Source organism: Citrobacter sp. Cpo100 (assembly GCF_030332595.1).
Classification (GTDB): domain Bacteria; phylum Pseudomonadota; class Gammaproteobacteria; order Enterobacterales; family Enterobacteriaceae; genus Citrobacter; species Citrobacter portucalensis.
This window is the reverse complement of the sequence record NZ_JAOWHM010000037.1, coordinates 1,301,770-1,328,501: the sequence shown is the minus strand read 5'-3', so window position 1 is coordinate 1,328,501 and position 26,732 is coordinate 1,301,770. Positions and strand designations below refer to the sequence as shown.

Genomic DNA, 26,732 nt, shown 5'->3' with positions numbered 1-26,732 from the left:
AGCGCCACAGTGTAAGGTTCTTGTGAATTCAAGGTTGCGATTTTGTCTTTGAGTGGTGGGGATTTGAGCGGTTCTACTGTGATAAACAAATAACAGGCCCGCTACGTTACGTCATCGGGCCTGTGAGGGGAAAGGATCAGACTGGAATAAACTGATATTCCGTCACGCTGGCATACTCTTCACCCGGGCGTAAGAAGCAGTCCGGCTGCTGCCACTCTGGATGGTTTGGGCTGTCCGGGAGAAACTCACTTTCCAGCGCCAGACCTTGCCAGTCTTCGTAGGCGTCTGGTCCGCGAGATGGTGTACCGCCGAGGAAGTTGCCGGAGTAAAACTGCAATGCCGGGGCGGAGGTGTATACCACCATCTGCAGTTTTTCATCCTGGGACCACAGTCGGGCGACCGGCGTACGCGCATTGCCCTGTGCCTGAAGCAGGAAGGCGTGATCGTAACCTTTCACCTTGCGCTGATCGTCATCGGCAAGAAATTCACTGCTGATGATTTTAGGCGTGCGGAAATCGAAAGTGCTACCAGCGACGGATTTCAGCCCGTCATGCGGGATGCCCATTTCATCAACCGGCAAGTACTCGTCCGCCATAATTTGCAGCTTATGCTGGCGCACATCCGTTTTGTCACCGTCGAGGTTAAAATAAACGTGATTCGTCAGATTCACCGGACAGGGCTTATCGACCGTGGCGCGGTAGGTTATCGAAATACGATTATCGTCAGTCAGGCGATACTGCGCGGTGGCGCATAGATGGCCAGGGAAACCCTGGTCGCCATCGTCAGATGTTAAGGCGAACAGCACCTGACGGTCATTCTGATTCACTATCTGCCAGCGACGTTTGTCGAAACCGTCTGGCCCGCCGTGCAGCTGGTTGTCGCCTTGACTTGGTACCAACTCAACGGTTTCGCCGGCAAAGGTATAGCGGCTGTTGGCGATACGGTTAGCGTAGCGACCAATTGAAGCGCCCAGAAACGCAGCCTGCTCCGGGTATTGTTCCGGACTGGCGCACCCGAGCAGGGCTTCGCGCACGCTACCATCGCTAAGCGGAATACGAGCAGAGAGCAGCGTCGCGCCCCAGTCCATGAGCGTGACGACCATCCCTGCGTCATTGCGCAGGGTGAGCAGGCGAAACGGCTGACCGTCCGGAGCCTGCACAGGGATTTCGCTTAACATTGTCCTGCTCCTTGTGAAGGTTTGCAGACGTAGAATGTTTCTTTGATACCGGTTTTTGCTTCGTATTGTTCCGCGACGGCCTGCTGTACGGCAGGTACCAAATCTTGCGGGATCAGCGCCACGATGCAGCCGCCGAAGCCGCCGCCGGTCATACGGACACCGCCTTTATCGCCGATGGTCGCTTTGACAATCTCGACCAGCGTATCAATTTGCGGCACGGTAATTTCAAAGTCATCGCGCATTGAGGCGTGAGATTCCGCCATCAGTTGGCCCATGCGCAGCAGGTCGCCTTTTTCCAGCGCCTGTGCGGCTTCAACGGTACGCGCATTTTCCGTGATCACGTGGCGAACGCGTTTGGCGACAATCGGATCCAGTTCGTGGGCGACGGCGTTAAACGCTTCAAGGCTGACATCACGCAGCGCTGGCTGCTGGAAGAAACGCGCGCCGGTTTCACACTGTTCGCGACGGGTATTGTATTCGCTACCGACCAATGTGCGTTTAAAGTTACTGTTGATGATCACCACCGCTACGCCCTCAGGCATGGAAACGGCTTTGGTGCCCAGCGTTCGGCAGTCGATCAGTAGCGCATGATCTTTCTTACCAAGTGCCGAGATCAGTTGATCCATAATGCCGCAGTTACAGCCGACAAACTGGTTTTCAGCTTCCTGGCCATTCAGGGCAATCTGCGCGCCGTCGAGCGGCAGATGATAGAGCTGCTGGAATACCGTACCCACAGCGACTTCCAGTGAGGCAGAAGAGCTTAAGCCCGCACCCTGCGGGACGTTACCGCTGATCACCAGATCAGCACCGCCAAAGGCGTTATTGCGCTTTTGCAGATGTTTCACTACGCCACGCACGTAGTTTGACCACTGCTGGCTGTCATGAGCGATAATTGGCGCATCAAGCGAGAACTCATCAACCTGATTGTCGTAATCAGCGGCGATCACACGGACTTTTCGATCGTCGCGTGCCGCACAGCTGATAACGGTTTGATAGTCGATAGCGCAGGGCAGAACGAAGCCGTCGTTATAATCGGTATGTTCACCGATCAGGTTCACACGACCCGGTGCCTGAATAGTATGGGTGGCAGGGTAGCCAAATGTTTCAGCAAACAGAGATTGTGTTTTTTCTTTCAGACTCATTATTTAAACTCCGGATTCGCGAAAATGGATGTCGCTGACCGCACGCAGTCGTTCAGCCGCTTGTTCTGCCGTCAGGTCGCGCTGGGTTTCTGCCAGCATTTCATAACCGACCATAAATTTACGCACAGTCGCGGAACGCAGCAGCGGCGGGTAAAAGTGTGCGTGCAACTGCCAGTGTTGGTTTTCTTCACCGTTAAATGGTGCGCCGTGCCAGCCCATAGAATAGGGGAATGAGCACTGGAACAGGTTGTCATAACGACTGGTCAGTTTTTTCAACGCCAGCGCCAGGTCAGCACGCTGTTCGTCGGTCAAATCGGTAATTCGCAACACGTGCGCTTTCGGCAGCAGCAGCGTTTCGAACGGCCACGCGGCCCAGTAAGGGACAACTGCCAGCCAGTGCTCGGTTTCAACGACCGTACGGCTGCCGTCCGCCAGCTCACGCTGGACGTAATCAACGAGCATCGGTGCGCCTTGTTCGGCGAAGTACGCTTTCTGCAGGCGATCTTCACGTTCGGCTTCGTTAGGCAAAAAGCTGTTGGCCCAAATTTGTCCGTGTGGATGCGGGTTCGAGCATCCCATCGCTGCGCCTTTATTCTCAAATACCTGCACCCAGGGATAGGTTTTGCTTAAGTCTTCAGTCTGTTCCTGCCACGTTTTCACAATTTCTGTTAGTGCAGGGACGCTGAGTTCCGGCAGCGTTTTGCTGTGATCGGGCGAGAAGCAAATTACACGGCTGGTACCGCGCGCGCTCTGGCATCGCATTAACGGATCGTGACTGTCCGGCGCGTCCGGGGTATCGGACATCAGCGCCGCAAAGTCATTGGTAAAGACATAGGTCCCGGTGTAATCCGGGTTTTTGTCGCCGGTAACGCGCGTATTGCCAGCGCACAGGAAGCAGTCCGGGTCATGTGCAGGCAGTACCTGCTTAGACGGAGTTTCCTGCGCCCCTTGCCACGGGCGTTTGGCGCGATGTGGTGATACGAGGATCCACTGCCCGGTGAGCGGGTTAAAACGGCGATGTGGATGATCGACAGGATTGAATTGCGTCATGATTGGTCCTTAATCCGAATATCCCTGCGGGTGGCGTGACTGCCAGTGCCAGGTATCTTGTGCCATTTCATCCAGTGTGCGGGTCACGCGCCAGTTGAGCTCGCGATCGGCTTTGCTGGCGTCAGCCCAGTAGGCCGGAAGATCGCCATCACGGCGCGGGGCGAAATGGTAATTCACCGGTTTACCGCAAGCTTTGCTGAAGGCGTTGACCACGTCCAGCACGCTGCTGCCGATGCCTGCACCGAGGTTGTAAATATGTACGCCCTGTTTGCCCGCCAGTTTTTCCATGGCAGCAACATGGCCGTCGGCGAGATCCATCACGTGGATGTAGTCGCGTACGCCGGTGCCATCTTCAGTAGGGTAGTCATTGCCAAATATGGCAAGAGATTCGCGACGGCCAACGGCAACCTGCGCGATGTAAGGCATCAGGTTGTTTGGAATACCTTGCGGATCTTCCCCCATATCTCCCGATGGATGAGCGCCAACCGGGTTAAAGTAGCGCAGCAGGGCAATGCTCCAGTCGGGCTGTGCTTTTTGCAGATCGGTCAGGATCTGTTCCACCATCAGCTTGCTTTTGCCGTACGGACTTTGCGGCGTGCCGGTGGGGAAGCTTTCAACGTAAGGAATTTGCGGCTGATCGCCATAGACGGTCGCGGAGGAGCTGAAAATGAAGTTTTTCACGTTGGCAGCGCGCATTGCATTCACCAGACGCAGAGTGCCGTTGACGTTGTTGTCATAGTACTCCAGCGGCTTGGCAACGGATTCTCCAACGGCTTTTAAACCGGCAAAATGGATGACCGTATCAATGGCATGATCGTGCAGAATTTCGGTTATCAGCGCTTCGTTACGGATGTCTCCTTCCACGAAGGTCGGATGCTTGCCGCCTAAACGCTCAATGACGGGCAGTACGCTACGCTTGCTGTTGCAGAGATTATCCAGGATCACCACTTCGTGACCGTTTTTCAGCAACTGCACGCAAGTGTGGCTTCCAATGTAACCGCTACCACCTGTAACCAATACTCTCATAATTCGCTCCGTTAAGCCTATGGTATGCAATAACCATAGCATAACAAAGATGCGAAAAGTGTGACACGGAATAAATTAGTGGAATCGTTTACACTCCGGTGTTTTCACTCGATGCTGCCAGTTACTTTATTATAAATCATTATGTTAGGTTGTTATTTCAGCACTTGTCTGAAAAAAAAGCAGAAAAAAGGGCGTGATAAACGCCCTGGCATGAAAATTAACGCAGAGAGGTTTGTCGATAGGCGTAGATATCACCCTCGGGTACAAACTCTAGCCGATGGGTAATGCAGGCCGGGGCATCTTCGGCGTGATGAGAGACAAACAAAAGCTGAGTTTCACCTTCACCGATCAGGACATCCACAAACCGACGGATCAGTTGACGGTTGAGCGGATCTAATCCTTGCAACGGTTCATCGAGGATCAGCAACGTAGGATGTTTCACCAGTGCACGAACAATCAATGCCAGCCGCTGCTGCCCCCAGGAAAGACTATGAAATGGCGCATCCGCGGTACGTTTATCGATGCCCAGAATATCCAGCCACTGTTGTACCAGCTTGTGCTGTCTGTCGGAGACGGCCTGATAAATGCCGATTGAATCGAAATAACCGGAGAGAATAACGTTGCGAACTGTCGTACTTACCCGGTAATCCAGATGCAGGCTGCTGCTGACATAGCCAATGTGTTTTTTGATATCCCAGATAGTTTCACCGCTGCCCCGGCGGCGGCCAAACAGGGTCAGGTCGTTGCTATATCCCTGGGGATGATCGCCAGTGATTAAACTGAGCAGGGTTGATTTCCCCGCACCGTTGGGGCCGATGATTTGCCAGTGTTCCCCCGGATTTACCCGCCAGCTCAGATGATGCAGGATAGGGCGATCGTTATACGAGACGGTGCCGTCGTTAAGCACAATGCGCGGCTCGTTATCTGACAACGTGTGGCGCACCGAAGGCTCATCCGGTTCGGGTAACTGGATGCCTTCCAGCCGTTCGCTATGTGCAAGCTGAGCGATTAATGCCTGTTGCAGAAGGTCGGGTTTTGCACCGGTTTCCGTCAGCGTGCAGTCGGCAAGTACGCCGGCAAACTGCACGAATTCGGGAATTTCATCAAAGCGATTAAGCACCAGTACCAACGTTAAACCGGCCTGGTGCAACTCAGCGAGCAACTCTGCTAACTGGTGACGGGACGCCACGTCCAGCCCGTCAAAGGGTTCATCAAGGATCAGCAAATCCGGTGTGGACATTAATGCCTGGCAGAGCAGAGTTTTGCGTGTTTCACCGGTGGAAAGGTATTTGAAACGCCTGTTAAGTAGGGATGAAATGCCAAACTGCTGCGCCAGTGCAGCGCAGCGGGCGGGGTCGTGAACTTCGTCCTGAATGATTTCTGCGGTAGTGCGCCCGGTGTCGTCTTCACCGGGACTAAGAAGATCGGTGTTGTTTCGCTGCCACTCGTCGCTGACCAGCTTTTGGAGCTGCTCAAAAGAGAGTCGGGTAATACGTGTGAACTGACAGTGACGTTCGCCTTTCAGAAGCGGTAACTCGCCCGCCAGCGTGCGGGCCAGCGCAGATTTCCCGCTGCCGTTAGAGCCAACAAACGCCCAGCTATCACCCGCGTTTAACGTCAACGCATCTAACTGGAGCGTTTTTGTGTCGCTAAGACGAAACGTGCCTTGCGAAATTTGCAACGATGACATTTTGTATCCCATTATTTGCAGCGATGAATAACAGGGATACGTGTTCTTCAGGCTGATGTCAATTAACTCAGCACAGTGTGGCGATAATCACCCTGTCCGCATTAAAATATGCTGTGACGTTAGCGCCTTCCGTTAATGTGTGGGTCTGCTCTATCGGCAAAGTCGCGCACAGCGTCTGGCCGTCTGGCAAGGTCATCAACACTTCGCACTGCTCCGCTCCGCGTTCGATATGGCTAATCGTGCCCTGCAACTGGTTATCGGCGGCCTGAGCGATGGCGTCGTCCTGAGTGATTCCTACCCAAGGCGCTTTCAACAGAATCAGTACTTCTTTGCCTTCCTCAAGCCCGAGACGCTCGCCGCTTTGTGCAGTGATTGCCACTTTCAGGCGCGTTTCGCCATCCGCCAGTAGCACGTCGACATGCTGTTGAACCTGATCGTGGTCGCGGGCGGTAATGGTGCCAAACCACTGGTTACGGGCGCTGGTTTGCAGCGAAAAGCGAGAGATCGCCGCCAGCAGGCTATTGAGCGGCAGTGCGTCGTCATCGCTCAAAACATCGAAGGCTTTCTGTTGGATTTGCGCTAATAAATCATACAGCTGGATTAAGCGTTGGCCGTAGCGCGTTAATACCGCGCCGCCACCGCCTTTGCCGCCAGTGGCGCGCTCAACCAGCGTCTGCTCGCTGAGCTGATTCATTTCGTTAATCGCATCCCAGGCGCTTTTATAGCTGATACCTGCATCCTTCGCGCCCTGACTGATGGAGCCGGAAAGCGCAATGTGCTTAAGCAGAGAAATGCGACGGGGATCGGCAAACAGTTTTTGCTGAAGTTTCAGCGTAAGAAGGATTTCGGCCTGCATCACAAGCTCCTGGCAAAAGGGGTATTGTGACGGAAAACCGCGCGCGCGCAAAGCCAACCGCACAAAAGGGGAGTGCTTTTCTGTGTTATGTGGTTAGAATACAACTAAGGACTATATCTGGAGTTGACCATGTTAGAGTTATTGAAAAGTCTGGTATTCGCCGTAATTATGGTTCCTGTGGTGATGGCTGTCATCCTGGGGCTGATTTACGGACTGGGTGAAGTGTTCAACATCTTCTCCTCTATCGGTCAGAAAGACCAGTCCAGACAGAATCATTGATTCCCCAAACGCCCGCTCAGTCGGGCGTTTATATTTTTTGCCTGCCAACTCGTTTTCTCAAGATCTTGCTTTCCCTGCCGATATTTTCTTTGTGTAACCTCTAATTGGTATCAATAACCACTGGGAAAATCCTGGTTTACTCGTTATATTTGCGCCTACATAACGAAACGCAAAGGAGTTACAGATGGCACGTACATGGTTACGCTTGTTTGCAGGGGCAACACTTTCTCTTACCGTTGCCGGGCATGCGCTGGCGGATGAAGGAAAGATTACCGTTTTTGCAGCGGCTTCGCTGACCAACGCGATGCAGGACATTGCAACGCAATATAAAAAAGAGAAGAACGTTGATGTTGTCTCCTCTTTTGCTTCTTCTTCCACGCTGGCGCGTCAGATTGAAGCAGGCGCACCGGCCGATCTGTTTATTTCTGCCGATCAGAAATGGATGGACTACGCGGTAGACAAGAAGTCGATTGATACCGCATCGCGTGAAACGCTGTTGGGTAACAGTCTGGTGGTGGTTGCGCCGAAAGCCAGCGCACAGAAAGACTTCACCATTGACAGTAAAACCAACTGGACCAGTCTGTTGAATGGTGGACGCCTGGCTGTTGGCGATCCAGAACATGTTCCGGCGGGCATTTATGCTAAAGAAGCGCTGCAAAAACTGGGTGCATGGGATACCCTGGCCCCGAAACTGGCTCCTGCTGAAGACGTGCGCGGTGCGCTGGCGCTGGTAGAGCGTAACGAAGCGCCGCTGGGGATCGTCTATGGTTCCGATGCTGTCGCCAGTAAGGGCGTAAAAGTTGTTGCGACTTTCCCGGAAGATTCGCACAAAAAAGTGGAATACCCTATCGCGATTGTTGATGGGCACAAAAACGCAACGGTTAGCGCGTTCTATGATTACCTGAAAGGACCGCAGGCTGCTGAAATCTTTAAACGTTATGGATTTACGACCAAGTAATGATACTGACCGATCCTGAATGGCAGGCCGTCATCCTGAGCCTGAAAGTTTCTTCCCTGGCTGTGTTGTTTAGTTTGCCGTTTGGGATCTTCTTTGCCTGGCTGCTTGTGCGATGCAAGTTCCCGGGCAAAGCGCTGCTCGACAGCGTTCTGCATTTGCCGCTGGTTCTGCCGCCGGTCGTGGTGGGCTATCTGCTGTTGGTCGCCATGGGGCGGCGCGGATTCATTGGCGAATGGTTGTACGACTGGTTTGGCATTACCTTTGCCTTTAGCTGGCGCGGTGCGGTACTGGCTGCGGCGGTGATGTCTTTTCCTCTGATGGTACGGGCAATTCGTCTGGCGCTGGAAGGTGTCGACGTCAAGCTGGAGCAGGCGGCCCGCACGCTGGGAGCCGGACGCTGGCGTGTATTCATGACCATTACGCTACCGCTGATGCTGCCCGGCATTATTGTCGGTACGGTGCTGGCGTTCGCGCGTTCCCTCGGGGAATTCGGCGCAACCATTACTTTTGTTTCCAACATTCCTGGCGAAACCCGCACCATTCCTTCGGCGATGTATACCCTGATCCAGACTCCCGGCGGCGAAAGCGCGGCGGCGAGGTTGTGTATCATTTCTATTGTTTTAGCGCTGATTTCGCTGCTGATTTCTGAATGGCTGGCGCGTATTAGCCGTGAGCGGACGGGGCGATAATTATGCTGGAACTCAATTTCTCCCAGACGCTGGGGACGCATTGCCTGACGCTCAACGAAACGCTGCCAGCCAGCGGCATCACTGCTATTTTTGGCGTTTCCGGCGCGGGCAAAACCTCACTGATTAACGCCATCAGCGGCCTGACGCAGCCGCAGTCCGGACGTATCGTGCTCAACGGTCGGGTCTTAAACGACGTCGAGAACGGTATCTGTTTAACGCCGGAAAAACGCCGGGTGGGCTATGTTTTCCAGGATGCGCGCCTGTTCCCGCACTATAAAGTGCGCGGCAACCTGCGTTACGGAATGGCGAAAAGCATGGCCGGACAATTTGATAAGCTGGTGGCGCTGTTGGGCATTGAACCGCTGCTTGACCGTCTGCCTGGCGGTCTTTCTGGCGGTGAAAAGCAGCGTGTTGCCATCGGTCGGGCGCTGCTGACCGCGCCTGAGTTATTGCTGCTTGATGAGCCGTTAGCCTCACTGGATATACCGCGTAAACGCGAACTGCTGCCTTACCTGCAACGCCTTGCACGTGAAATCAATATTCCGATGCTGTATGTCAGCCACTCGCTTGATGAGATTTTGCACCTGGCGGATAAAGTGATGGTGCTGGAGAACGGGCAGGTCAAAGCGTTTGGTTCGCTGGAAGATGTCTGGGGTAGCAGCGTGATGCACCCCTGGCTGCCTAAGGAACAGCAAAGCAGTATTCTGAAAGTCAGCGTGCTGGAACATCATCCACACTATGCGATGACCGCACTGGCGCTCGGCGATCAGCATCTGTGGGTCAATAAGCTGGAGCAACCGCTGCAAACCGCGCTGCGTATTCGTATTCAGGCATCTGATGTTTCACTGGTGCTCCAACCACCCCAGCAGACCAGTATTCGTAACGTTCTCCGGGCAAAAGTCGCGCAATGTTATGACGATAACGGTCAGGTGGAAGTTCAGCTTGAGGTGGGCGGTAAAACGCTGTGGGCAAGGATCAGCCCGTGGGCCAGGGATGAACTGGGTATCAAACCTGGCCTGTGGCTGTACGCGCAAATTAAGAGCGTATCGATTACCGCCTGATTACAGCAGGTGGGAGTAGATAAATTTCGCGATGCTGTCTGTAGTGTTGTCGCCAATCACGATGTTGGCGCGGGCTTTGACCGCGTCATCCGCGTTGCCCATCGCCACGCCGGTACCTGCGGCTTCCAGCATGCTGATGTCGTTAAAGTTATCGCCAAAGGCAATCACGTTTTCCATTGACCCGCCCTGTGCTTCAATCCACTGGGTAAGGCGTCGTCCTTTGCTGTTGCCTTTACGTGCAATGTCGACCTGATCATGCCAGGACCATTCACACTCCAGTCCCAGCTGTTGCTCAACGTACTGGCCAAACTGCTGCAGTTTCGGAATATCTTCGTCGGTCAGGGCAAATTTCCAGACGGCGTTGACGTCATGTGCGGCCTGCGCCAGCGAAGGAACCTGGGTGAAGGTCGGGCGCTGTTCCGGCGGCAGAGTTTGCGCCCAGTTAGCGGTACGCACCACATGCCCGGTTGGGCGCTCATACAGCATGGCCTCATCCACATACATCAGCCCGTGGATCTGATGTTCATCCAGCATTTCGATCAGCTGTAATGCCTGGTCTACCGGGAGGGGATCGGATTCCAGTACCTTTTTTGCCTGATAATCATACAAGTAGGTACCGTTACAGCAAATTGCAGGTGTATCCAGCGCCAGTGCCTGATAAAAAGGATGAATAGCAACGTGATGGCGACCTGTGACAATGATAAGTTGGTAGCCTGCTTCTCTGGCGCGCGAGAGCGCTTCAAGGGAGGATGGCAGCAAGGTTTTTTTCGGGGTCAACAGGGTACCGTCTAAATCCAGGGCAATCACGCGTGCGGTCATAGTTTTTTCCAGATTAAGGTTGAGAATTTTGTCTGCTGGAATGGTACACCGAGACGGGAGCCGGACAAAATTCTGAGCCTTAATTAAGCATTCACCGTTAAAAGCGTCTACCTTAGGCGTGTGTCAGGCAATTGCAGCCACCTGCCAAAAAGCAAAGGAGTATTCATGAAGCAAACCGTTTATACCGCCAGCCCTGAAAGTCAGCAAATCCACGTCTGGAGCCTGAATCACGATGGTTCTCTGACGCTGACGCAGGTGGTTGATGTACCGGGTCAGGTACAGCCGATGGTCGTCAGCCCGGATAAGCGTTACCTCTATGTTGGTGTGCGCCCGGAGTTTCGCGTGTTGGCTTATCGTATTGCGCCTGATGACGGAGCGCTGACCTTCGCGGCCGAGTCTGCGCTGCCGGGTAGCCCGACGCATATTTCTACCGATCATCAGGGACGTTTCGTGTTCGTTGGCTCTTATAACGCGGGTAGCGTGAGTGTCACGCGTCTGGAAGATGGCCTGCCGGTGGAACTGGTTGACGTGGTAGAAGGTCTGGATGGTTGCCACTCAGCCAACATCTCTCCGGATAACCGTACCCTGTGGGTTCCGGCGTTGAAACAGGATCGTATCTGCCTGTTTGACGTTAGCGATGATGGTCATCTGGTTGCGCAGGAACCGGCTGAAGTGACTACCGTTGAAGGCGCGGGCCCGCGTCATATGGCGTTCCATCCGAATAAGCAATATGCCTACTGCGTGAATGAGCTGAACAGCTCTGTTGATGTCTGGGAGCTGAAAGATCCGTACGGCAAGATTGAGTGTGTGCAGACACTGGATATGATGCCTGCTGATTTCGCGGATACCCGTTGGGCAGCAGATATTCACATCACACCGGATGGTCGTCATCTGTATGCCTGTGATCGCACCGCCAGCCTGATTACGGTCTTTAGCGTCTCTGAAGATGGCAGCGTGTTGAACAAAGAAGGTTTCCAACCTACCGAAACTCAGCCACGCGGTTTTAATATCGATAACAGAGGTAAATACCTGATTGCAGCCGGACAAAAATCGCACCATATCGCGGTATACGAGATTGCTGGCGAACAAGGACTGTTGACGGAGAAAGGTCGTTACGCGGTAGGACAAGGCCCGATGTGGGTGGTTGTTAACGCGTACTAATATTGCGTCTAATGCCGGATGAGTATCCGGCACATTGCCCGGCAGAGCATGAATCTGCCGGGTTTACATCAGAGAATGACGTTTACTGCTTAGGTTCAGCAACCACTTTGCTACCGATACCGCGGTTGTTGTATTCCCACATACGGTTGAAGTTGGTGTCGTTCAGGTTACGCTGGATTTCACCTTTGTCATCTTCCGCACCGGTATTACCGGCAAACGGGCGTTTTGCGATAACGCTGTCAGCCCATGGTTTTGCCATGTTAAAGCCTTCGTTAATCACGCTGTCACGAATCACGACCTGACCGTTAGTGTTGGAATCGACATCCAGCGAGCGGCCTAACTGCGCCACACCATCGCCACTTGCCGTGAAGCGGCTATTAATCGCCAGGAAACCGTAGTAGATGTTTGACAGGGTAGCCGGTGCGAACACATAGGCTTCCTGCTGGGTACGGGAGTTCACTACGCGGAAATCGGTGTTATCGAACACTACGGCACCGCGACCGGAAACGATATCCACATCGCCTTCAATGTAGCTGTTGGTAACCAGCGTACGCGGCTGACGATCGTTTTCCAGACGGTTTTGTACGCCGCTATTGGTCACGAAGAAGGTATTCTGGCGGCCCAGGATATTGACCTTGTTGATCTGCACTTTATCGCCATCGGTACGCAGTGCAACGGCCGGGTGGTTACCCGCATCAACGCTGTCACCCAGGTTGTTTTCGATGGTCAGGTTCTGCAATTGCAGACCGTTATTTTGCGACCAGACGACAGCAGAACACATCACGCCAATATTCGTGCCACGTTTGTTCTGGCAATTATCAAACATATACCACGCAGGTTTACCCGGCATGTATTTACCGGCTGGGTTCACCGTACGACGCCAGTCCGCGGTGCTCATGTCACCGTCAATGGCCTGGCCAATTTTCACATCAAGCGGTTTTTCGCCCATACCGTACAGCGTCAGGCTACCTGTTGCTGCCGGAATATATACCGTGCCCTGGTACTCGCCTGGCATAATCGCGATGTACTGACGTTTGTTAGTACGTTTGATGATTGCTGCATCAACAGCGGCTTGAATGCTGGTATGGGTGACGCCCTGAGTCCCTGCCGGGCCAACGACGAAGTCAGGCTGTGCAGGCAGAGAAATAGAAGAAGGGCTCCACGGCGCGGTGTTTGGCGTCAGTGCGGAAAAATAGTGCGCAGCAACGAAGTTTTTCGCTTCATTGGCCGACAGGATCGGGCGCGAAGAGGTGCCTGGCGCGGTCTGATCGGAAGGAATTTGATCGGGCGGCGTAGAGCTACAGGCGGTCAGCGTCACGCCAAAAGCCATAGCCAGCGCCAGACGGGAAACTGATGATATGTTCACAGGTTGCTCCGGGCTTTGAAAGTTATCCATTAAAGCCTGCTTTTTTATACTAAGTTGAGCGAAACGGGAAGGCGAAAAGGTAAAAAGTTGTTTTTTATCGCAGCAATGTCTGGCGCGGAGAGTCTTTATATCACAAATAGATAACAATTATGGTTCTTCAGGTTGACAACATCCCTATAATCAAAAATAAATGTCTATACAACCTATGACAAGTGGTGAGTCGAATGCAGCAATTCTTCCCTGATGATGTTATCTGGCGCAATGTTCGTCTGGCGACTATGGATCCTGAACGTGGTACCCCATATGGGCTGTTGGATGGTCACGCGCTGATCGTCCGCCAGGGCAAGATTCGCGATATCGTCCCGGAATCATCGTTATATCTCACGCATGACAATACTTTTGATATGCAGGGCAGGCTGATTACGCCTGGCCTGATTGATTGCCATACGCATCTGGTCTTTGGCGGAAACCGCGCAGGTGAGTGGGAGCAGCGGCTAAATGGTGTCTCCTACCAGCAGATAAGCGCTCAGGGTGGGGGGATCAATGCCACCGTATCGGCGACCCGCAGCGCCACGGATGAACAACTCTTACACGTAGCCCATCAGCGGATGGAACAACTGATCAAAGAAGGTGTTACGCTGCTGGAAATAAAATCCGGCTACGGCCTGGATTTGCCGACAGAAGAGAAAATATTGCGCGTGGTGGCAGCGCTGGCGGCAGAGAATATCGTTGAAATCAGTCCGACGCTGTTGGCTGCGCATGCAACTCCAGCGGAATACCGGGATGATCCTGACGGCTATATTACGCTGGTGTGTGAGACCATTATGCCGCAATTGTGGGAACAAGGGCTGTTTGAGACCGTCGATCTGTTCTGTGAAAGCGTTGGTTTTTCGTTGGCGCAGAGCGAGCGGGTGTTTCAGGCTGCACAGGCGCTGGGCGTCCCGATTAAAGGCCATGTCGAACAACTGTCATTGCTTGGCGGCGCACAGTTGGTAAGCCGCTACCAAGGGCTATCCGCCGATCATATTGAATACCTCGATGAAGCGGGCGTGGCGGCGATGAGCCAAAGCGGTACGGTCGGTGTGCTGCTGCCCGGCGCATTCTATTTCCTCAAAGAGCAGCAGCGCCCACCGGTAGCGTTGCTGCGTCAATATCAGGTACCGATGGCGGTAGCGACAGATTTTAACCCCGGTACCAGTCCGTTTATCAGCCTGCATTGGGCGATGAATATGGCCTGCGTTCAGTTTGGCCTAACGCCGGAAGAAGCATGGGCGGGCGTAACCCGTCATGCGGCCCGGGCGCTGGGGCGTCATGCCACCCACGGTCAATTGAAGGCCGGGTTTGTGGCCGATTTTGTGGTGTGGGATGCAACCCTCCCGGTCGAGATCCTGTATGAACCCGGGCGCAATCCGCTCTACCAACGCGTATTCAAAGGACAAATAGCATGACCAACTGGCAACCAGCCTCACCTGCGCTGTGGCAGGGACGTGATGACCGCGCCGAATCGCCGAATGCGCTGCGCCTGTTTCAGACTATCACGCAAAGCCCGACGTTTAGCCCAGAAATGTACCGCGAGCAGATAGCGTTACTCGGGTTTGCCTGCGACGAAGGCGTTAAACGTAATCAGGGGCGCACGGGCGCCGCCGGAGCACCCGATGTGCTGCGCAAGGCGCTGGCGAATTTAGCCAGTCACGATAGGCACAATCGACTGGTGGATCTGGGAAATATTGTGGCGCAGGCTCCCGATCTTGAGGGCGCGCAGCAGGCGTTACGCAATGCGGTACAGCGCTGTCAGCACGAGAACATGCGTACCTTTGTTTTGGGCGGAGGACATGAAACCGCCTTTGCACACGGCGCTGGCGTACTGGATGCGTTCCCGCAGGCGAAAGTGGGGATAGTCAACTTCGATGCGCATCTCGATTTGCGCAAAGCTGAACAAGCTACATCCGGTACGCCATTTCGCCAGCTGGCGCAGCTTTGCGATGAACAGCAGCGTGAATTTCACTATGCCTGTATCGGCGTCAGTCGGGCGGCAAACACCCAGGCGCTTTGGGATGAGGCCCAGCGGCTCGGTGTTACCGTGGTGGAGGATCTGCATTGCGATACGGCGCAGGCGCAGTTAGCGCAGTTCATTGCCAATCTGGATGTCATCTATCTGACAATCGACCTCGACGTGCTGCCGGTGTGGGAAATGCCCGGCGTGTCGGCCCCCGCCGCGCTTGGCGTACCCTTGGCGACGCTGCTGAGACTGATTGAGCCTCTGTGTCGTAGCGGTAAACTCCTGGCGGTGGATATGGTTGAATTTAATCCACGCTTTGACGATGATGGCAGAGCAGCACGCGTGGCGGCGCGATTAGGCTGGCAAATCGCCCACTGGTGGCACTGATATACATGATGGCGTTGCGCTTATCAGGTTCGGGTAATGCCTGTAAACTCTACCCACTCACATTTTCAGCTTAAGGAAGGCTCACGCATGCTCCCATCCCGTTCTGCTCCGGCGCCTTTTTACGAAAAGGTCAAACAGGAGATCAGCGAAAAAATTGCCAGCGGTATCTGGCAGCCTCACGATCGCATTCCGTCTGAGGCAGAGCTGGTGGCGCAATATGGTTTCAGCCGCATGACCATCAACCGGGCGCTGCGTGAGTTAACGGATGAAGGTTTACTGGTGCGTTTGCAGGGCGTGGGGACGTTTGTCGCCGAGCCCAAAGGCCAGTCCGCGCTGTTTGAAATCCGCAGCATAGCGGATGAAATCAACGCCCGTCAGCATCAGCACCGGTGCGAAGTGCTGACGCTGGAAAAAACCCAGGCCAACGCCCAGCAGGCTTTGGTGTTAAATGTCAAAGAAGGCACCTCCATTTTTCACTCTGTCATGGTGCACTACGAGAACGACCTGCCGGTACAGATAGAAGATCGCTGCGTGAATGCCGAAATTGTGCCGGAGTATCTGGCGCAGGATTACAGCCAGACCACGCCGCACGCATACCTGTCACTGATCGCCCCGCTGACGGAAGGTGAACATATTGTTGAAGCGGTACGTGCCAGCGCTGAAGAGTGCGCGCTGCTGAATATTAAAGAACACGATCCCTGCCTGCTGATTCGTCGTAAGACCTGGTCTGCGTCGTCCATAGTCTCTCATGCCCGCTTGCTGTTTCCAGGTTCTCGCTATCGCCTGCAAGGACGGTTTATGTCCTGATACAGGACATGAAAACCGTGATTGCTGACGCAATATAATAAAAATGTATCCTAATTGTTAAAATCACCCTTGCGATGACTTGTATAGACAAGTATATGTTGCTTATCTATCCGACGTTCGCGAGGAGTTTTCTGTCATGTCCCATAGCAAATATCGTCAGCAGGATATTCGTGCCCCACGCGGCACCACCTTAACGGCCAAAAGCTGGCTGACCGAAGCGCCGCTGCGCATGTTAATGAATAATCTGGATCCCGATGTGGCGGAAAATCCGCATGAGCTGGTGGTATACGGTGGGATTGGCCGCGCCGCGCGGGACTGGGAATGTTATGACGCCATCGTCAATGCGCTGACCAAACTGGAGACCGATGAAACTCTGCTGGTCCAGTCTGGTAAACCGGTAGGCGTATTCAAAACTCACGACAACGCACCGCGCGTGCTGATTGCCAACTCCAACCTGGTGCCACATTGGGCTACCTGGGAACACTTCAACGAACTGGACGCCAAAGGGCTGGCGATGTACGGCCAAATGACCGCCGGAAGCTGGATCTACATCGGCAGCCAGGGCATCGTGCAGGGGACTTATGAAACCTTCGTTGAGGCCGGACGTCAGCATTATCAGGGTAACCTCAGCGGACGCTGGGTGCTGACCGCCGGGCTGGGCGGCATGGGCGGAGCACAACCGCTAGCCGCTACACTTGCGGGTGCGTGTTCGCTGAACATTGAATGCCAGCAAAGCCGAATTGATTTCCGTCTGCGTACCCGTTATGTCGACGAGCAGGCGACATCGCTTGACGATGCGCTGGCGCGTATCGACAAATACACCCGCGAGGGTAAAGCCGTCTCCATTGCGCTGTGTGCTAATGCCGCCGACGTTGTGCCGGAACTGGTGAAGCGCGGTGTGCGCCCGGATATGGTCACCGACCAGACCAGCGCCCACGATCCGCTGCATGGTTATCTGCCGTGCGGCTGGAGTTGGGAAGAGTATCAGGCAAAAGCGGTGTCCGATCCCCAGGGCACGGTGCAGGCGGCGAAACGTTCAATGGCAACGCACGTTGAGGCGATGCTGGCGTTTAGCAAAATGGGCGTGCCGACGTTTGATTACGGCAACAACATTCGCCAGATGGCCAAAGAGATGGGCGTGGAAAATGCCTTTGATTTCCCGGGATTCGTACCTGCTTATATTCGCCCCCTGTTCTGTCGCGGCATAGGGCCATTCCGTTGGGTGGCGCTGTCGGGCGATCCGCAGGATATTTATAAGACAGATGCCAAAGTGAAAGAGATCGTGGCTGATGATAAGCACCTTCATCACTGGCTGGATATGGCGCGTGAGCGGATTAACTTCCAGGGCTTACCAGCGCGTATCTGCTGGGTCGGCCTGGAGTGGCGACAAAAGCTGGGGCTGGCGTTTAATGAAATGGTGCGCTGCGGTGAAGTATCCGCGCCGATTGTTATTGGCCGTGATCATCTGGACTCCGGTTCTGTTGCCAGCCCAAACCGCGAAACAGAAGCTATGCGCGACGGTTCAGACGCCGTATCCGACTGGCCGCTGTTGAACGCGCTGCTTAACACCGCCAGTGGAGCAACCTGGGTGTCATTGCACCACGGCGGCGGGGTTGGCATGGGCTTCTCTCAGCATGCCGGGATGGTCATTGTTTGCGATGGTACCGATGAAGCCGCGGCGCGCATCGCCCGGGTATTACATAACGATCCGGCTACCGGGGTGATGCGCCACGCCGACGCCGGGTATGACATTGCGGTGGAGTGCGCCGTTGAAGAAGGGCTGAATTTGCCAATGATTGCTGCGACGCAGGAGAAACACTGATATGAACACCATGACACTCACGCCGGGCCATCTGAGTTTTACCCAGCTACGTGAAATCTGGCAGCAGCCGGTCAAACTGAGCCTGGATGCCGGGGCGATTGATGCAATCAACGCCAGCGTCGCCTGCGTCAATAATATTGTCGCTGAAGGCCGTACGGCGTATGGCATTAATACCGGCTTTGGCCTGTTGGCTCAGACCCGTATCGCCACGGAAGATTTGCAGAATTTACAGCGTTCGCTGGTGCTTTCGCATGCGGCAGGCGTTGGCGAGGCGCTGGATGACGCAATGGTTCGCCTGATTATGGTGCTGAAAATCAACAGCCTGGCGCGTGGTTTTTCCGGCATTCGTTTGAGCGTGATTGAAGCGCTGATTGCGCTGGTGAATGCCGAGGTGTATCCACTGATCCCGGCGAAAGGGTCGGTGGGCGCATCGGGCGACCTGGCGCCGCTGGCACATATGTCGTTGACGCTACTGGGCGAAGGTAAAGCGCGCTGGCAGGGGGAATGGCTCCCGGCTACCGACGCGCTGAAAAAAGCCGGACTGGAGCCGATCACGCTGGAGGCGAAAGAGGGACTGGCTCTGCTCAACGGCACTCAGGCTTCCACCGCCTTTGCACTGCGCGGGTTAATTGAAGCTCAGGAACTGTTTGCGTCTGCGACGGTGTGCGGGGCGCTGACCACAGAAGCCGTGCTGGGCTCCCGTCGTCCGTTTGACGCCCGTATTCATGCCGCGCGAGGGCAGCGTGGGCAGATTGATGCCGCAACGCTATACCGTCATGTGTTGACCGACTCTAGCGCGCTTTCGCAGTCGCATCATAACTGTGAAAAGGTGCAGGACCCGTATTCTCTGCGCTGTCAGCCACAGGTGATGGGGGCGTGTCTGACACAAATGCGCCAGGTGATGGATGTTCTGCTGGTTGAAGCCAACGCGGTTTCCGACAACCCGCTGGTGTTTGCCGAAGAGGGCGATGTGATCTCCGGTGGGAATTTCCATGCTGAACCGGTGGCGATGGCGGCAGATAATCTGGCGCTGGCGATTGCGGAAATCGGCTCGTTGTCAGAGCGGCGAATTGCGCTGATGATGGACAAACATATGTCGCAGTTGCCGCCGTTCCTGGTGAAAAATGGCGGGGTTAACTCCGGCTTTATGATTGCTCAGGTAACCGCCGCCGCGCTGGCGAGCGAGAACAAAGCGCTGGCGCATCCGCACAGCGTGGACAGCTTGCCGACCTCCGCCAACCAGGAAGATCATGTTTCTATGGCTCCGGCGGCGGGGCGCAGACTGTGGGAGATGGCAGCAAATACGCGCGGCGTGATTGCCGTGGAGTGGCTGGCGGCGTGTCAGGGGATTGACCTGCGTGAAGGGTTAACCTCCAGTCCGTTGCTGGAGCAGGCGCGACAGGCGCTGCGCGAGCAGGTTGCCCACTACACGCAGGATCGCTTTTTTGCCCCGGATATTGAGTGCGCGACCGAGCTGTTAGCGCAAGGAACGCTGCTGCAATTGCTGCCTGAATTTCTGTAGAAAATTGCCTGATGTCGACGCTGACGCGTCTTATCAGGCCTACGGTCTGCTTTGTAGGCCGGATGAGGCGAAACCGACATCCGGCACAACACAGCTTAGCTAAACATCGCCGTAATCGAGGCGCTGGCGAGCGAGTGGAAATGGACGTTAAATCCAACCATCGCGCCGCTGGCACCTTCATCGACATCAATACGCTCCACATCCAGGGCGTGAACCGTAAAGATATAGCGGTGGGTTTCACCCTTCGGCGGCGCAGCGCCGCCATAACCGGCTTTACCAAAATCTGTACGGGTCTGAATCACCCCATCCGGCAGCGCAACCAGCCCGGAGCCGAATCCTTGCGGGAGTACGCGGGTATCAGCCGGCAGATTTACCACCACCCAATGCCACCAGCCGGAGCCGGTTGGCGCATCAGGATCAAAGCAGGTCACGACAAAGCTTTTGGTTCCTGCGGGTACGTCATCCCACGCCAGATGCGGGGAAATATTATCCCCGTCATACCCCATGCCGTTAAAGACGTGGCGATGCCCAAGCTTATCGCCATCGCGCAGATCGTTACTGATTAGTTTCATGCTGACTCCTCTCGTTAGCCAAAAAGTGTAGCCAGAAACCGTAGAGCTTACCGCTGATTAATCGCTAAAAAATGTTGCATTGCGCACAGCCTTGTTCACGGCCTGCGTCAGGCGACGTAACTGATCGGGCTGGATAATGTACGGCGGCATCAGGTAGATGAGCTTGCCAAACGGTCTTATCCACACGCCCTGTTCGACAAAGAACTTCTGTAACGCTGCCATATTCACCGGATGGGTGGTTTCGATGACGCCGATGGCGCCGAGCACGCGTACGTCCGCGACCCAGCAGGAATCTACCGCCGGGGCGAGTTCTGCCCGCAACTGCGCTTCAATGGCCGCTACCTGCGCGCGCCACTCGCCGGTTTCGATTAACGACAGGCTGGCGGAGGCGACGGCGCAGGCCAACGGATTGCCCATAAAGGTCGGGCCGTGCATGAAGCATCCGGCTTCACCGTTGCTGATGGTTTCCGCAACCTGGCGGGTGGTGAGGGTTGCAGAAAGGGTCATTGTTCCGCCGGTTAACGCTTTGCCCAGGCATAAAATGTCCGGAGTGATGTCGGCATGCTCGCAGGCAAAAAGCTTGCCTGTACGACCAAATCCGGTGGCGATTTCATCAGCAATCAGCAGGATCCCTTCACGGTCGCACATCTTACGGATGCGTTTTAACCATTCGGGATGATACATGCGCATACCGCCAGCGCCCTGTACGATTGGCTCTAGGATCACTGCCGCAATTTCGTGGCGATGCGCGGCCATCAGACGGGCAAAAGGCACCATATCCAGTTCGTCCCACTCGCCGCCCATGCGGCTTTGTGGGGCTGGGGCAAACAGGTTCTCCGGCAGGTATCCCTTCCACAGACTGTGCATTGAGTTGTCAGGATCGCAGACCGACATCGCGCCGAAGGTATCACCATGGTAACCATTACGAAATGTCAGGAAACGCTGGCGGGATTCGCCTTTAGCCTGCCAGTATTGCAGTGCCATTTTCATTGCAACTTCTACGGCGACCGACCCTGAATCTGCGAGAAAAACGCACTCCAGCGCCTCTGGCGTCATCGCCACCAACTGGCGGCACAGCGCAATGGCCGGGGCATGGGTAATGCCGCCAAACATCACATGCGACATGGCATCAATCTGCGTTTTCATCGCGGCGTTCAGCTGCGGGTGATTGTAACCGTGGATTGCCGCCCACCAGGATGACATGCCGTCAATCAGCTTCTCACCGCTGGCTAAGATCAGTTCGCAACCTTCGGCACGCGCCACCGGATAAACCGGCAACGGGGAGGTCATGGAGGTGTATGGGTGCCAGATATGGCGTTGGTCAAACGCAAGATCGTCCGTTGTCATAATCGACTTGTAAACCAAATTAAAAAGATTTAGGTTTACGAGTCTACACCAAACTAACAACGAAACGTATACCAATATGGCTCATTCTTCTCGCTGGACAATGTCGCAAGTCACCGAATTATTTGAAAAACCACTGTTGGATCTGCTGTTTGAAGCGCAGCAGGTTCATCGTCAGCATTTCGATCCGCAGCAGGTACAAGTTAGTACGCTGCTGTCGATTAAGACCGGTGCTTGCCCGGAAGATTGCAAATACTGCCCGCAAAGCTCCCGCTATAAAACCGGTCTGGAAACAGAACGGTTGATGGAGGTTGAACAGGTACTGGACTCGGCACGTAAGGCGAAGCAGGCCGGTTCAACGCGGTTTTGCATGGGCGCGGCGTGGAAGAACCCGCATGAGCGCGATATGCCGTACCTGGAACAAATGGTTCAGGGCGTGAAAGAACTGGGGCTGGAAGCCTGTATGACGCTGGGCACGCTGGACGAATCTCAGGCCCAGCGCCTGGCCAATGCGGGTCTGGACTACTACAACCACAACCTCGACACCTCGCCGGAATTTTACGGCAATATCATCACCACCCGCTCGTACCAGGAGCGCCTGGATACGCTGGATAAAGTGCGCGAGGCGGGCATTAAAGTTTGCTCCGGCGGGATTGTTGGGCTGGGCGAAACGGTGACCGACCGCGCGGGTCTGCTGCTGCAATTAGCGAATCTGCCGACGCCGCCGGAAAGTGTGCCGATCAACATGCTGGTGAAAGTGAAGGGCACGCCGCTTGCCGATAACGACGACGTAGATGCTTTTGATTTTATTCGTACTATCGCCGTGGCGCGTATCATGATGCCGACCTCATACGTGCGTCTTTCTGCCGGGCGCGAGCAGATGAACGAACAAACCCAGGCGATGTGCTTTATGGCCGGGGCCAACTCGATTTTCTACGGCTGCAAACTGCTGACCACCCCGAACCCGAACGAAGATAAGGATTTGCTGTTATTTCGCAAGCTGGGTCTTAACCCGCAGCAAACGGCGGTACTGGCGGGCGATAACGAACAGCAACAACGTCTGGAGCAGGCGCTGCGTACCCCGGATACCGACGATTACTACAACGCGGCAACCGTATGACCTGGCAGCAAAAAATTGACGATGCGCTAACAGCGCGTCGTCGTGCTGATGCCCTGCGTCAGCGCTATGCAGTGACGCAGGGTGCCGGGCGCTGGCTGCAGGCCGACGGTCGCCAGTATCTGAATTTCTCCAGCAACGACTACCTCGGCTTAAGCCACCATCCGCAGATTATCTGCGCGTGGCAGCAGGGCGCTGAGCGTTTTGGCGTCGGCAGCGGCGGCTCGGGCCATGTCAGCGGTTATTCCGTTGCTCATCAGGCTCTGGAAGAAGACCTGGCGCAGTGGCTCGGCTATTCCCGGGCGCTGTTGTTCATCTCTGGTTTTGCCGCCAATCAGGCGGTCATTGCCGCACTGATGGGAAAAGATGACAAGATTGTTGCCGACAGGCTCAGCCATGCCTCGCTGCTGGAGGCTGCCAGTCTTAGCCCTGCCGTGTTACGTCGCTTTACTCATAACGACTCGCAACATCTGGATCGTCTGCTGACAGCCCCCTGTCCGGGGCAGCAGCTGGTGGTCACCGAAGGCGTGTTCAGCATGGATGGCGACAGCGCGTCGCTGGCAGAAATCCACATGGTGGCGAAACGGCAGGGCGCGTGGCTGCTGGTGGATGATGCGCATGGGATTGGCGTAAGCGGTGAGGAAGGGCGTGGTTCGTGCTCCCGACAGCAGGTGAAACCTGAGCTGTTGGTGGTGACATTTGGCAAAGGGTTCGGCGTCAGCGGTGCGGCGATCCTGTGTTCTGATAGCGTGGCCGATTATCTGCTGCAGTTTGCCCGTCATCTGATCTACAGCACCAGCATGCCGCCAGCCCAGGCTCAGGCCTTGCGCGCCGCACTGGCGGTGATCCGCAGCCGCGAAGGCGATGAGCGCAGAGAAAAGCTGGCGATGCTGATCCAGCGTTTTCGCGCAGGGGTGAATACTACGGATTTGACGCTGGCACATTCAGACAGCGCTATTCAACCGCTGATCGTTGGCGACAATCATAAAGCCTTGCAACTGGCACAGACGTTACGGCAACAGGGGTGCTGGGTGACGGCGATTCGTCCACCGACGGTGCCGGTTGGGACGGCCAGGCTGCGGATTACGCTGACCCAGGCGCATGAAGTCCAGGATATCGACAACTTACTGGAGGTGCTGCATGGCGCAGGTCAATAAGCAGGCGATTGCCGCTGCGTTTGGTCGCGCGGCCACGCACTATGAGCAACATGCGGAGCTTCAGCGTCAGAGCGCCAATGCGTTACTGGCGCAACTCAATGGCCGGGCGTTCTCACGGGTTTTGGACGCGGGCTGTGGGCCTGGGCGTATGAGTCGTTACTGGCGGGAGCAGGGGAGCGAGGTCTGTGCGCTGGATCTGTCGGCGCAAATGCTTACGCAAGCGCAGCGTCACGATGTCGCCCATCACTATCTGCTGGCGGATATCGAAGCCATTCCGCAGGCCGCTGCCACTTTCGACCTGGCCTGGAGCAATCTGGCCGTGCAGTGGTGCAACGACCTGCGCGGCGCGTTAGGCGAGCTATACCGTGTGGTGTGTCCTGGCGGGACGGTGGCGTTTAGTACGCTGGCGCAAGGGTCGATGCCGGAACTTCGTCAGGCGTGGCGAGCAGTTGATGATCGGGAGCATGCCAACCGTTTTTTACCCGTGGAGCAACTGGAAAACGCTCTGTGCGGCTGGGACGTTGAATACCAGTCTCATGCCGTCACGCTGTGGTTTGACGATGCGCTGAGTGCCATGCGCTCGCTAAAGGGCATTGGCGCGACGCATTTGCATGATGGACGTGAGCAGCGTGTGCTGACCCGCTCGCAGTTGCGCCAGTTACAGCTCGCCTGGCCCTGTCAGCAGGGTAAATATCCGCTGACCTATCATCTTTTTTTGGGAGTAATTCAACGTGACTAACACATATTTTGTCACCGGGACGGACACCGAAGTAGGTAAAACTATCGCCAGCTGTGCGTTGCTTCAGGCGGCGGGACAGCTGGGGTTGCGAACGGTCGGCTATAAGCCGGTGGCGTCAGGCAGTGAAATGACGGCTGAAGGTCTGCGAAACAGCGATGCGCTGGCTCTACAGCGCAACAGCGTTGTGGCAGTGGATTATGCGGCCATCAATCCGTATACCTTCGCCGAACCTACCTCACCGCATATCATCAGTGCTGACGAAGGACGCCCCATTCAGGCTTCAGTGATGTCTGCGGGTTTACGCTTGCTTGAAGAACAAGCTGACTGGGTATTGGTGGAAGGCGCAGGCGGATGGTTTACGCCACTTTCGCCAACGCTGAGTTTTTCTGACTGGGTAAAAGCGGAACAACTGCCGGTGATTCTGGTGGTTGGCGTTAAGCTCGGTTGTATCAACCATGCCATTTTGACCGCCCAGGCGGTGCAGCAGGCCGGGCTGACGCTCGCCGGATGGGTTGCCAATGATGTGCTGCCACCTGGCAAGCGTCATGCTGAATATATGGCGACGCTAAAGCGTGCGCTTGCGGCTCCGCTACTGGGGGAAATACCCTGGCTGGCAGTAGAGCCGGAACGAGCATCGACAGGTCGTTATATCGATCTTAGCGCTTTGTCTCCGGCATCCACCAGTCGTTGATTAGCGGGTCGCTGAATTGTGTTATTTGCCCTTGAGCCACGTTGCGGCCACGATGTAACAAGCAATAGCAGTCGGCGACCCGACGAATGAACGGCAGGCTCTGCTCCGCGAGCATAATGGCGATGCCAAGCTCCTGGCTTAGCCTCACAATCAGATTCCCCAGTTTGTGGATATACGCCTGGCCACTTCCTCGCGTCGGCTCATCGAGGATCAGCAGGCGCGGGCGAGTGACCAGCGCACTGGCGAGTGCAAGCAGGTGCTGATTTTCCTCTGACAATGCCACCCCTTTGGCCTGACGCAGTACAAACAGCTGTGGAAACAGGCGGTAAATATCGCTGCTGTTCATCGCTTCGCTTTCCTCAACCGCCTGGCGCGCAATATGCAGATTTTCCTCTACCGTCAGCTGCGAAAAAATTCGCCGTTCCTGCGATACACAGTTAATACCCAGCGCAATGCGCTTTGCCGCCGGAATCTGAAGCAGATCGCAAGGTGGTGCGCCAGCCTGATGCCAGAACATGGTTCCGCTCTCAATTGGTAAATTGCCGATGATGCAATTGGCCAGCGTGGTTTTTCCCATCCCTGGAAGACCCAGCACGGCGGTACATTTACCGGGCAACAGGTCGAGATCGACATCCCAAAGCGAGTGTTGATTACCGTAATAGTGATTCACTGCACGAAGACTCAACATAGATTTCTCCCTCATGATGATATCCGCCTCGCGGGCTGATGGTCGGGAGAAAACTGCAAATCTCTTGCCAGAAGCGGAATTAGGGGAAAATACAGCAGAATAGCGTATTGAGCGGGTTGCGGTATCCGGCTTGTTGTGGATGAGAGCCGCAGTGTGCACATTGTCAGTGCCTGGTGGCGTTGTGATGGTGCAGGCAGGAAAATGATGAAAATGCGAGCAAGATCTCGGCTATCCCAGGTCGCTTCGTTAGCTGATAAATATCAAAAAATAGCGATAATTTTTTTTTATCCCACCAGAAAAGATCATCAGGACGTTTTTGCCAGGCTACAGTCCGTACGGGCTGGAGGCAGTTATCCACTATTCCTGTGGATAACCTTGTGTATTAGAGTTAGAAAACACAAGGTAAGCGAGAGAAGACGCGGCCTGCGACTAAATTGATGCGAAAGACGGCTTGAGATAATAGTCATTAAATTACAGTGTGTTAGATAAATGCAATGGCTGTCGCAGAAGTGTCATGTGTTGCCACAAAACTTTCATCGGGTAGCTTGACAAATGTTAAAAAAGTCATTGGTTTGGGGATAACACATTTTTGCTGGTGTTTTATCTCGCCTGC

The 26,732-nt window shown here is 55.0% G+C and carries 25 protein-coding genes; 14 read left to right on the top strand and 11 right to left on the bottom strand.

Annotation, left to right across the window (positions count from 1 at the left end):
• Nucleotides 1–136 precede the first annotated feature (136 nt).
• The 6 genes from galM to modE form a co-directional block, all read right to left on the bottom strand.
• A complete protein-coding gene (galM, locus tag OGX96_RS22110) occupies nt 137–1,177 on the bottom strand; it encodes a galactose-1-epimerase (RefSeq protein ID WP_198801909.1) in 1,041 nt (346 codons plus the stop codon).
• Complete coding sequence (gene galK, locus OGX96_RS22105) at nt 1,171–2,319, bottom strand: galactokinase (protein ID WP_032942744.1); 1,149 nt, start codon at nt 2,317–2,319, stop codon at nt 1,171–1,173. The genes galM and galK overlap by 7 nt, the downstream gene beginning before the upstream one ends.
• 3 nt (nt 2,320–2,322) lie before the next feature.
• Nucleotides 2,323–3,369 carry a galactose-1-phosphate uridylyltransferase gene (galT, locus tag OGX96_RS22100; protein ID WP_198801910.1) on the bottom strand — a complete coding sequence of 349 codons (1,047 nt, stop codon included), beginning with the start codon at nt 3,367–3,369 and terminating at the stop codon, nt 2,323–2,325.
• A 9-nt stretch (nt 3,370–3,378) separates the two neighbouring features.
• The gene (galE, locus tag OGX96_RS22095; RefSeq protein WP_003831462.1) at nt 3,379–4,395 is read right to left on the bottom strand and encodes a UDP-glucose 4-epimerase GalE; all 1,017 of its coding nucleotides are present in this window, start codon (nt 4,393–4,395) and stop codon (nt 3,379–3,381) included.
• A gap of 217 nt (nt 4,396–4,612) precedes the next feature.
• Nucleotides 4,613–6,085, bottom strand: coding sequence for a molybdate ABC transporter ATP-binding protein ModF (modF, locus tag OGX96_RS22090; RefSeq protein WP_198801911.1), 1,473 nt, complete (start codon nt 6,083–6,085; stop codon nt 4,613–4,615).
• 67 nt (nt 6,086–6,152) lie between these two features.
• The gene (gene modE, locus OGX96_RS22085) at nt 6,153–6,941 is read right to left on the bottom strand and encodes a molybdenum-dependent transcriptional regulator (RefSeq protein WP_003831465.1); all 789 of its coding nucleotides are present in this window, start codon (nt 6,939–6,941) and stop codon (nt 6,153–6,155) included.
• Between the two features lie 129 nt (nt 6,942–7,070).
• On the opposite strand from modE, the gene OGX96_RS22080 reads away from it, so the two are divergent.
• From OGX96_RS22080 to modC, 4 genes are all read left to right on the top strand, one after another.
• Nucleotides 7,071–7,220 (top strand): AcrZ family multidrug efflux pump-associated protein, encoded by a 150-nt coding sequence (locus tag OGX96_RS22080; protein ID WP_020996536.1) that lies wholly within the window; start codon nt 7,071–7,073, stop codon nt 7,218–7,220.
• Nucleotides 7,221–7,404: 184 nt separating this feature from the next.
• Nucleotides 7,405–8,178, top strand: a complete 774-nt coding sequence (gene modA / locus OGX96_RS22075; protein WP_003831470.1) for a molybdate ABC transporter substrate-binding protein — start codon at nt 7,405–7,407, stop codon at nt 8,176–8,178.
• Nucleotides 8,178–8,867, top strand: coding sequence for a molybdate ABC transporter permease subunit (gene modB, locus OGX96_RS22070; RefSeq protein ID WP_008784169.1), 690 nt, complete (start codon nt 8,178–8,180; stop codon nt 8,865–8,867). The genes modA and modB overlap by 1 nt, the downstream gene beginning before the upstream one ends.
• A gap of 2 nt (nt 8,868–8,869) precedes the next feature.
• Complete coding sequence (gene modC, locus OGX96_RS22065) at nt 8,870–9,928, top strand: molybdenum ABC transporter ATP-binding protein ModC (RefSeq protein WP_003831474.1); 1,059 nt, start codon at nt 8,870–8,872, stop codon at nt 9,926–9,928.
• On the opposite strand, the gene OGX96_RS22060 is transcribed toward modC, so the two are convergent.
• Complete coding sequence (locus tag OGX96_RS22060; protein ID WP_003831476.1) at nt 9,929–10,747, bottom strand: pyridoxal phosphatase; 819 nt, start codon at nt 10,745–10,747, stop codon at nt 9,929–9,931.
• A 165-nt stretch (nt 10,748–10,912) separates the two neighbouring features.
• On the opposite strand from OGX96_RS22060, the gene pgl reads away from it, so the two are divergent.
• Nucleotides 10,913–11,908, top strand: coding sequence for a 6-phosphogluconolactonase (gene pgl, locus OGX96_RS22055; protein ID WP_048235821.1), 996 nt, complete (start codon nt 10,913–10,915; stop codon nt 11,906–11,908).
• 82 nt (nt 11,909–11,990) lie between these two features.
• Here the strand turns inward: pgl and OGX96_RS22050 are convergent, their stop codons facing one another.
• Nucleotides 11,991–13,274, bottom strand: a complete 1,284-nt coding sequence (locus OGX96_RS22050; RefSeq protein ID WP_128611652.1) for a putative acyl-CoA thioester hydrolase — start codon at nt 13,272–13,274, stop codon at nt 11,991–11,993.
• Between the two features lie 224 nt (nt 13,275–13,498).
• Between OGX96_RS22050 and hutI the strand changes: the two genes are divergently transcribed.
• The 5 genes from hutI (at nt 13,499) to hutH (ending at nt 19,811) form a co-directional block, all read left to right on the top strand.
• Nucleotides 13,499–14,722: an imidazolonepropionase gene (gene hutI / locus OGX96_RS22045; protein ID WP_198801912.1), complete on the top strand. Its 1,224-nt coding sequence runs from the start codon at nt 13,499–13,501 to the stop codon at nt 14,720–14,722.
• The gene (gene hutG, locus OGX96_RS22040; protein ID WP_198801913.1) at nt 14,719–15,660 is read left to right on the top strand and encodes a formimidoylglutamase; all 942 of its coding nucleotides are present in this window, start codon (nt 14,719–14,721) and stop codon (nt 15,658–15,660) included. The genes hutI and hutG overlap by 4 nt, the downstream gene beginning before the upstream one ends.
• 87 nt (nt 15,661–15,747) lie before the next feature.
• Nucleotides 15,748–16,467 (top strand): histidine utilization repressor, encoded by a 720-nt coding sequence (locus OGX96_RS22035; protein WP_003831502.1) that lies wholly within the window; start codon nt 15,748–15,750, stop codon nt 16,465–16,467.
• 136 nt (nt 16,468–16,603) lie between these two features.
• On the top strand, nt 16,604–18,289 hold the full coding sequence (gene hutU / locus OGX96_RS22030; RefSeq protein ID WP_174770541.1) for a urocanate hydratase: 1,686 nt from the start codon (nt 16,604–16,606) through the stop codon (nt 18,287–18,289).
• 1 nt (nt 18,290) lies between these two features.
• Nucleotides 18,291–19,811 carry a histidine ammonia-lyase gene (gene hutH / locus OGX96_RS22025; RefSeq protein WP_032942757.1) on the top strand — a complete coding sequence of 507 codons (1,521 nt, stop codon included), beginning with the start codon at nt 18,291–18,293 and terminating at the stop codon, nt 19,809–19,811.
• Nucleotides 19,812–19,906: 95 nt separating this feature from the next.
• On the opposite strand, the gene OGX96_RS22020 is transcribed toward hutH, so the two are convergent.
• Together OGX96_RS22020 and bioA are read right to left on the bottom strand one after the other, a co-directional pair.
• Entirely contained in the window at nt 19,907–20,383 is a 477-nt protein-coding gene (locus OGX96_RS22020) for a kinase inhibitor (protein WP_008784178.1), read from the bottom strand.
• A gap of 57 nt (nt 20,384–20,440) precedes the next feature.
• Nucleotides 20,441–21,730 carry an adenosylmethionine--8-amino-7-oxononanoate transaminase gene (bioA, locus tag OGX96_RS22015; protein ID WP_286584209.1) on the bottom strand — a complete coding sequence of 430 codons (1,290 nt, stop codon included), beginning with the start codon at nt 21,728–21,730 and terminating at the stop codon, nt 20,441–20,443.
• 76 nt (nt 21,731–21,806) lie between these two features.
• Here bioA and bioB point away from each other — a divergent pair, with 76 nt between their 5' ends.
• Genes bioB through bioD form a run of 4 tightly spaced genes read left to right on the top strand, consistent with a single transcriptional unit; the run spans nt 21,807 to nt 25,431 of the window.
• Entirely contained in the window at nt 21,807–22,847 is a 1,041-nt protein-coding gene (gene bioB, locus OGX96_RS22010; RefSeq protein ID WP_008784180.1) for a biotin synthase BioB, read from the top strand.
• Complete coding sequence (bioF, locus tag OGX96_RS22005) at nt 22,844–24,001, top strand: 8-amino-7-oxononanoate synthase (protein ID WP_286584208.1); 1,158 nt, start codon at nt 22,844–22,846, stop codon at nt 23,999–24,001. Before bioB ends, bioF begins: the two co-directional genes overlap by 4 nt.
• Nucleotides 23,985–24,740, top strand: a complete 756-nt coding sequence (gene bioC, locus OGX96_RS22000; protein WP_286584207.1) for a malonyl-ACP O-methyltransferase BioC — start codon at nt 23,985–23,987, stop codon at nt 24,738–24,740. Before bioF ends, bioC begins: the two co-directional genes overlap by 17 nt.
• Nucleotides 24,733–25,431, top strand: coding sequence for a dethiobiotin synthase (bioD, locus tag OGX96_RS21995; RefSeq protein WP_286584206.1), 699 nt, complete (start codon nt 24,733–24,735; stop codon nt 25,429–25,431). Before bioC ends, bioD begins: the two co-directional genes overlap by 8 nt.
• Here the strand turns inward: bioD and OGX96_RS21990 are convergent.
• Nucleotides 25,397–26,119, bottom strand: a complete 723-nt coding sequence (locus OGX96_RS21990; protein WP_103284918.1) for an ABC transporter ATP-binding protein — start codon at nt 26,117–26,119, stop codon at nt 25,397–25,399. The two genes, bioD and OGX96_RS21990, sit on opposite strands and share 35 nt — an antisense overlap.
• Nucleotides 26,120–26,732: the final 613 nt, after the last annotated feature.